The 7764-nt window shown below is 36.9% G+C and carries 6 protein-coding genes; 4 read left to right on the top strand and 2 right to left on the bottom strand.

The features are described 5' to 3' along the window. The first annotated feature begins 67 nt into the window (after positions 1-67). From JQC92_RS19940 to JQC92_RS19925, 4 genes are all read left to right on the top strand, one after another. Positions 68-412, top strand: a complete 345-nt coding sequence (locus JQC92_RS19940) for a PDDEXK nuclease domain-containing protein (protein WP_338049533.1) — start codon at positions 68-70, stop codon at positions 410-412. Between the two features lie 580 nt (positions 413-992). Then, on the top strand, positions 993-3344 hold the full coding sequence (locus JQC92_RS19935) for a TOTE conflict system archaeo-eukaryotic primase domain-containing protein (RefSeq protein ID WP_239480654.1): 2352 nt from the start codon (positions 993-995) through the stop codon (positions 3342-3344). 142 nt (positions 3345-3486) lie between these two features. Continuing rightward, the gene (locus JQC92_RS19930; protein ID WP_205001290.1) at positions 3487-3792 is read left to right on the top strand and encodes a hypothetical protein; all 306 of its coding nucleotides are present in this window, start codon (positions 3487-3489) and stop codon (positions 3790-3792) included. Between the two features lies 1 nt (position 3793). Further along, positions 3794-4393, top strand: coding sequence for a hypothetical protein (locus tag JQC92_RS19925; protein ID WP_205001289.1), 600 nt, complete (start codon positions 3794-3796; stop codon positions 4391-4393). A 533-nt stretch (positions 4394-4926) separates the two neighbouring features. Here JQC92_RS19925 and JQC92_RS19920 read toward each other — a convergent pair. Continuing rightward, positions 4927-5733 carry a hypothetical protein gene (locus JQC92_RS19920; protein ID WP_205001288.1) on the bottom strand — a complete coding sequence of 269 codons (807 nt, stop codon included), beginning with the start codon at positions 5731-5733 and terminating at the stop codon, positions 4927-4929. Positions 5734-5755: 22 nt separating this feature from the next. After that, a complete protein-coding gene (locus JQC92_RS19915) occupies positions 5756-7636 on the bottom strand; it encodes a hypothetical protein (protein ID WP_205001287.1) in 1881 nt (626 codons plus the stop codon). Positions 7637-7764 lie beyond the last annotated feature (128 nt).

Below are 7764 nucleotides of genomic sequence, written 5' to 3'. Positions count from 1 at the left end.
TTGATGAAAATCATTTTTGACAAGTTAGATATCGACCCGAGTAACGAAAAAGTATCTCAAGTCATCAGTGAACTTGAAGAGTTCGGGGTTATTGCAGCATAAAACTGTCCGCAGTATTGATTTAAAGTGCTTCTTACTCATTGATTTGAAAATGCATAAGCTAACGCATCAAGATGTTGGTCAGATGGATATGTATGTTCGAATGTATGAAGAAAAGAAACGTCGAAAAGACGATAACCCAACCATCGGATTAATTTTGTGTACTGAAAAAAATAACACCGTTGCTAAGTATTCAGTACTAAATGAAAGTCAGCAATTGTTTGCTTCAAAATATCTTACAGAGCTTCCTAGTGAAAAGGAGTTGCAAGAGCAGCTAGAAAAAAACAAGCAGCGGTTACTGGAAGGCGAGTAGTTTATTTCAAAATTAATAAGTTTTTAGACATCATATTTGAAAAATATTTTAGAAATTCCTCATGTCCACAAAGTGTCCACGCAGCATCTCCCTGACGGTCTCTGATGGTACGCATAGATATTGTAAGTTATTGAAAATGCGCTACAACGCCCATGACACGGTTACAGGAATAAAATGTAGGCTTTCTGGACGCGGGTTCAAGTCCCGCCGCCTCCACCAAATAAAACAAAGGCTTAGCTCTTAGGAGCTAGGTCTTTTTCTTTATTATGGCTTTAAAAATGGCGACAGTGCTGCCGCCACAACCTCTAAAAACATCCAGTTCCGAGTGAAAGACCAGAAAAAAATAAACTATAAGCCATTAAATATAATGCATTATTTAATGCAAACGAATAAGTTAACAGCTTTTACGTCCAAGTATATAACTTCCAATCTTGCTTTCTAATCACTCTATAGTTTTTTGTTTTGGAATACAGATGCCATATGATTTGTATAATGTTATTCATCATTTAGCAAATGCTTGATAAATAAAAAATGCTCAGTAAAAATGAGTTAGCACCTTAACTCTACAGAGAAAAGCAAATTGGCAGTTGATTCTGAGCTTGAGTTGATCGAGCAACAGTTAATAGAACTTGAAATGCAGCGGACAAGGTTACTTGATCGCAAGCAGGTTCTTTTAAATCAAACTTCAGCTAACTGTACAACCCTAAACTCAAAGCAGAAAGTTGATCTGTTCTTGAGCTTATTCAAAGGCAGAATGGACGCTCATGCATTACGCTGGCAAAATCAAGCGGGTCGTTCAGGCTATTCTATTGCTTGTCATAATGAATGGAAGCAAGGTATTTGTTTTAAACCTAAAGTGAAATGTCTTGAGTGTAAAAGCCAGGCTTTCAAAGCATTAGACAAAAATGCTGTACACAGCCATTTGACAGGCAAACAAACCGCAGGTCTTTATCCGCTTATTTCGGATAATACTTGCTGGTTATTAGCTGTTGATTTTGATAAATCAGATTGGCAGGAGGCTGTTTCAGCTTTTCGTAAGGCTTGCCAATTTCATAACATTGGCTGCAGTGTAGAGCGCTCACGTTCAGGAAATGGTGCTCACATTTGGATCTTTTTCGAAGTACCCATTGCCGCATCTAAAGCTAGGGAGTTGGGTTTCTTATTGCTTGATAAGGCTATGGAATTTCATTCTGGTCTCTCGTTCGAATCTTATGACCGATTATTCCCCAATCAAGATATTATTCCAGCAGGCGGGTTAGGTAATTTAATTGCGCTACCTCTACAATACCATCCAAGACAACAAGGCCATTCAGTCTTTATTGATGAGAGCTTTAATCAAATTCCAGATCAATGGCAACACCTACTAAACATAAGCAAAGTTTCAAAAGTACAAATTGAACAGTTGGTTAACGAACAGCAGAAAACTTCTCAGGTAAAGCTCGATAAAAAGCCTTGGGAGCTTAATTTTGCTAAGCAATCTAGTGTGATACCTGACTGCCCGAAAGACGTTAAAGTCGTGTTAGCGAATAGGATTTTTATTGATACCAAGAAACTTCCTCAAGCACAATTAGCTAAATTAAAGCGAACCGCAAGTTTCTCAAACCCTGTATTCTTTAAAACTCAAGCTTTAAGGTTCTCAACCAATGGCATTCCCAGATTTATTTGTTTAGCTGAAATTGATGAAGGATATCTGTCTTTACCCAGAGGCTGTATTGATGACGTAGCTTTACTTTTTGAAGAAAATAATATTTTGATCAGTGTTGAAGATAAACGCAGATCTGGGTGTAAATTAAAGCAATTAGAGTTTCAAGGTGAGTTGAGAAAAGAGCAAAACAAAGCGGTCACTAAACTCCTCAAACACGATGTTGGAACTCTTCACGCTCCTACTGCTTTTGGTAAAACTATCGTAGCTATCAGCATTATTTACAGAAGAAAAGTTAATACTCTGATCTTAGTTCACAGCCGCCAACTACTGACTCAATGGAAGGAACGTTTGCAAGCTTTTTTATTGGGCGCAGATATTGGTGTCATTGGTGCTGGTAAAAATAAGCCAACCCAACAAATCGATATCGCAACCTATCAAAGTTTAGTTAATCGCAAAGACAACACTATTGACCCCATCATCTATGAATATGGGCAAGTTATTATAGACGAATGTCATCATATATCAGCTCCTCAGTATGAACGACTACTCTCTGAAGTACATTCCAAATACGTTTTAGGAATAACTGCGACACCAAACAGACAAGATGGTCATCAGCCTATCATCTTCATGCAAGCTGGAGTCATTAGGTATACTGCCAGTACTGAAGTTAGTAATTTTGAAAGACAGGTTAATCTCAACAAACTAGATTTGACTATCCCAGCAGAATTGTTAAATACAGAAAATCGCCCTCATATTTCTCAAGTTTATAGGTGGCTTGCAAGCCACCAGAAAAGAAATAGAACTATCGTGGAAGACATTGTTGCAGCAACGACTTCGAACAGAACCTCCATTGTTTTAACCGAACGTCGTGAACATGCAGAATTACTCACGGCTCTGCTAATCGAACGAGCCGTTGATGTAAAAATGTTACATGCCGCAATGAAGGATAAAGAAAAACGTCATATTCTCGATAATCTTGACCAAATTCAGGTTTTGGTTGCTACAGGTAAATACGTAGGTGAAGGTTTCGACTTTCCCAAATTAGATACGTTATTTTTGGCGTTACCAATATCTTGGAAAGGCACGCTGACTCAGTACATAGGTAGAATTCAAAGACAGTACGAGGGTAAAGAGAAAGTAGTTGTGTATGATTACGTCGAATCTGGATTTCCGATGCTAGAGAGGATGTATCAAAAAAGAGCAAAAGGTTATGATGCTTTAGGGTTTAAAGTGCATAGTGCTGATTCATTTGAACAGACAACTCTAAATTTACCTTCTTTAAGGTAACCTTCACCAAAAACCTGCTCTTTACTTCAATACAGTATCTACTCCCGATAACTTATGACACTATAAGCTAAAGCAAACGTACGCCATAAAATGTACAAAACTTGACTGTACGATAATTAGCGTACATAATAAATGAGGTCTAATGGGATTCAGCGAAGTTAAGAAACAGGTCATCTCCTGTATTAAGCGAGGTTCTTATGACCACGAAGTTAGACAAAACATCAATGTGAAAAACTTATTTCAGTGTGGTCAGTTATCTGATGAAGCCGTTGTTGAGTTAATTAAGCGTACTAGAGGGAATGAATACGAAGTTAGCTCTCACCATAAAGCACCATCTATTGATGTTCACATTTTAAAACCTTACAAAGACGGTAAGAAATGGTACATCAAATTTTACTTTGTTGAGCCTGATGTTTTATTTATAAGTGTGCATGAGAGTGGAGTATAGAATGAAAATAGTTAAAGAAGGTGACAAAAGAAAAGTTGTTTGCTCCACTTGCGGATTAACAGAAGCAACTTATCAACTGAGAGATATTGATTTCAGTGATAACTCAGGAACAGTCAAAGACGTATTAGCGGCAGTTTGTGATGCTTGCAAAGAGGTCGTAAGTATACCTAAACAGTCAACTGCAAAAGTTAGAGCTGAATATAATAAAGTTAAAACCTCTGTTGAGGTTAGAGTGCCTGCCCATTACTTAGATATTTTAACGCTAGCCTCACAACGGATTGATCCCTCATTATCTGAAGTATTTAATAAGCCTTTAATGCTTTATTATTTCCATGCTCTGAGTAGCGGTAGATATTCTGCGAGTGGCTTAAATCACTTGTTGTCTTCCGATATCGCTAAAGCAAAAGCTTCTAGGAGGCTTTCGTTAAAGCTTAATGATAAAAGCTTATCCCAAATAGAGTCTTTAATGGATAGTCAGGGTTTTAAAAATAATACTGACGTATTTAGATCTGTAATCTTAAAAATTAATGAAGATATTGTTCAACCCGAACGACCAAAACATTTAAAAGAGCTTCAAAATTTCGCTGCAGCATTTGCTTAATTTGTGCATATATCAGTGACATTAAATAAAAACTCTTTGAAAAAAGTGGCGACAAAATGGCGGCATTCCTCATTTACATACATTAGATACCATTGAATACCGTCAATCAAAGTTAATGAAATCAGCTAAGTGTTTGTTTTCGTTTGGGCTAGAAAGGATGTAGGCTTTCTGGACGGGGGTTCAAATCCCCCCGCCTCCACCAAATAAAACAAGGGCTTAGCAGAAATGCAAAGCCCTTTTTCTTTGTTTTGTCCACCAAGTGTCCACACAGCTAAAAGTTTTTAGTAAAAAGATCTCGTAAGTGGATTTTAGGTAAGCATCACTCACCATGAATTCAATATTTTTCTATGAATTTTTCAAATGCACTTTTAGAACTGACATAGTAACCATTCACCAGCCCCGTATTGACTTTTCAAATAAACAGTGAAACTTACTTTCGGGGTGGTACTTGTGTCACAAAACAATGGCAAGCTTGTAGTTATAAATGCCAATAAACGGGAGTTTGAGATTGTCAATACCCCTCTGGTGAATGCTTACCTGACATAACCTGTATCCATCAGACCTTTTTTGTCATACTGAAACCATCTAGCTAATGCACTCTGTTTCCCCCACTCACCATCAAATAGATTAGCAATAAGTTTTTCAGGAACCTCCGCCAACATATCTGCATCCCAACGCTTGCTTTTACTTAACAATGATTCCCCATTAGGAGAGCAAGGAAAATACTTCAAACTTGATAGCTTAAAAAACTGATCTTTGGAAATTGTCTCACCATGAATATAACAGTTTTTTTTCCAGCCTTGAGCAACACAGGCTGCAAGATCCACCCTGCACTTCCAGTAATTGAATATCCAAAGTTCACAAAAGTGATACCTATATATTGGTTTTTCTCCTACAGCACCGATTTGTTCTTCCAAAAGAATCAATGAATCATAATCATGAGTAAGAATTTTAGTATTTATTAGCCAGCCTGTAAGCCTGTTTCCAGAAGCAGTGATTTTATCAATGTAATCACCAAAAGCTGCTGGCTGTTTATAAAAGTGGGTAACATCATAAATTTCACTAGATGCGCCTTCTAACCATTCAAGGCGAATTCGAAACAACTTAGCCGCTGCTTCGAGCAATTGGTGATTAAGTACTTTAAGTAGTTCGTCATCATTTTCAACTTGGTACAAAGTTAGACCATGACCAAAAAACCTAGGAATTTGACTCCGAGCTACTCCATGAGCTTCGAATGATTGAAGGAATCTATCCGCAGAATTACTTTTAGAAGGTGTTTTGTTTAATTTCCCTTTAAAGTACTCCCAAATATCAAGAGCCGCCTTAACTTGATTTAACATTTTGCAAAAGTCCTTTTTAGAGTTACACCCTCATTGATGATTCAATCGCTTTTTCTGCTTCAAAATCTCGGATTGATAAAAGTTTTTCATAAGCTGACATTGCACGCTTTTGAATACCTTTAGAGCTTCTTTGTAGACTGATCAGGATATTCACAAGGTTCTCTGTATTTCTGCGAGAATTTTGCAAGTCACTTTTAAATAATAAATCAATGTATGATTCAATGAACTCTAGAACAGTGAGCTCCGCATTTGGATAAAGCATCAAACTTTCTAATGACTTCATTGCCCAATAGCCTGATGACTCTCTGAGGAGCTTTGGGTCATTTTTTATAGTTTGAATATATTCGATAGTTAATTTATCTGGTCTCATGGGAGATGAGGACACTCTGGATTTTACAAATATAAATGCATGCCTTTGTGAAATCTTTTCTGATAAGGTTAGTAACAAGCTATGAGCTCTTTGTCTTATTGTAGGATCATTTTCTTGCCATGCTATGGTAGCAGTAAATAAGATACCGCAGACTGTAAAATAATTTCCGTCATTAACTCGAGATAACGTATGACCTATATATGGCTCACCTCTTGTCACACCTAATGCACATGTAAGCTCACCACAAACTTGAAGTAATAATTCATCATTACTTGTAAGCCAACCTAACAGTACTGAATTAATGAGCTCATCATCCAAATAGTCTCGTAAGTTCCAAATTACAGTAACTATGTCTTCGTCGAGCAGTACCTTAGGAAATTTATTAAAAATATTGGACAGTAAATTTTTGACACGTTGAGAGGTTACGTTGACAAAATACTTACTATCAGACACTAATAGATATGCCCATATAGAAGGATCTTCGTTTTGTTCTAAATGATATTCAAGCTCAATTATCCAACTTTCGTAATCTGGAGTATTTTTACACAAATAGGTAAGCATTAACGTAGTTAGGTATGAATAATTATTTTGCTTTACAAATCTAATACCACGTCCATTATGGAATAGTTTTGCTGCTGGTTTATCTTCTGGTCTTTTATTTTGATTTCTATTTCTAACTCGTAGATCTTGAGAGTCAACGTACTGATTGTGCAATGATTCAACATCTTGATTTAACCAACTTCTTATTACATTTAACTCATGTTCATTCAGAGTTAAGGCTCTCTTTCTCAATAAATTATTTAAAGCTCTTGAAGCATCTTGTCGAAAAGATTCATTTGTAAAACCACGAGCATCAAGCTCAAAGATTAAATCTTTAATTTCAAGTGTATTCACGCTTTCACTTTCACTAAGTTGAGAAATAGCTTCGCCTGCTGCTTTTTCGTTTTTGCCAACTTCAAAGCTCTCCCTGATCAATGCAATTGCTCTTTGAGGATTATCCTTTGAAAACCGTCCAAATGCTGAGTTAAGTTGGCTTTGCCCACCGCCTAAGAACCTAGTCATTGAAGAACGGTTATCAACGATATCATTCACTGTATTTAACATTTTTAGTAACTGTTCATCCGATGCTTTATTCATAGCATCAGAAGACATTGGTGAAGATACAGGGGTAGACATCCCAATTGAATTCGGTTTTCCTATTCTTGCTTTTTGATTTTTCTTAAACTCTCTGACTTGCCTTAATCTTCTTGCATTAAAATGAGTCGTAGGTAAGCAGCTCAAAAGCTTGAGTCTTTCTTCTTCGTTCCTCCTAAACCACCTTAATCTATCTGAAGGGTGCTCTGATTCAGTGTTGATTGGATAAGGAGTCCATTCTTCAATAAAGCTTTGCAGATTGAATATTTGCTCTTGATTCAAGTAAGGTACTAACTTCACAATCAAGTTCTCTGAGTACCAACCGTATTCCGAGTATCCTACATCGTCTTCATCTTTAAAATGAGCATGACCTATACAGAGTCTCAATTCAGAGCCCATCAATTGTAACCATTCACCAGCGTAGTATTGACTAATCGCTGGTGAGGTTAAACACATCTGGATAAGGTTTACGTTGTGTTACAGCCGTAACAATTTCAGAGATAACTTCGAGCGCAGATAAACCACGC

The organism is Parashewanella hymeniacidonis (assembly GCF_016900895.1).
Classification (GTDB): domain Bacteria; phylum Pseudomonadota; class Gammaproteobacteria; order Enterobacterales; family Shewanellaceae; genus Parashewanella; species Parashewanella hymeniacidonis.
The sequence above is the reverse complement of the archived record's forward strand: the minus strand, read 5'-3'. Positions and strand labels throughout refer to the sequence as shown.

What these genes read in the sequence shown, in the direction of transcription:
- JQC92_RS19930 (WP_205001290.1), top strand. Translation starts at nt 3,487, where the DNA reads ATGGGATTCAGCGAAGTTAAGAAACAGGTCATCTCCTGTATTAAGCGA.
- JQC92_RS19925 (WP_205001289.1), top strand. Translation starts at nt 3,794, where the DNA reads ATGAAAATAGTTAAAGAAGGTGACAAAAGAAAAGTTGTTTGCTCCACT.
- JQC92_RS19920 (WP_205001288.1), bottom strand. Translation starts at nt 5,733, where the DNA reads ATGTTAAATCAAGTTAAGGCGGCTCTTGATATTTGGGAGTACTTTAAA.
- JQC92_RS19915 (WP_205001287.1), bottom strand. Translation starts at nt 7,636, where the DNA reads ATGGGCTCTGAATTGAGACTCTGTATAGGTCATGCTCATTTTAAAGAT.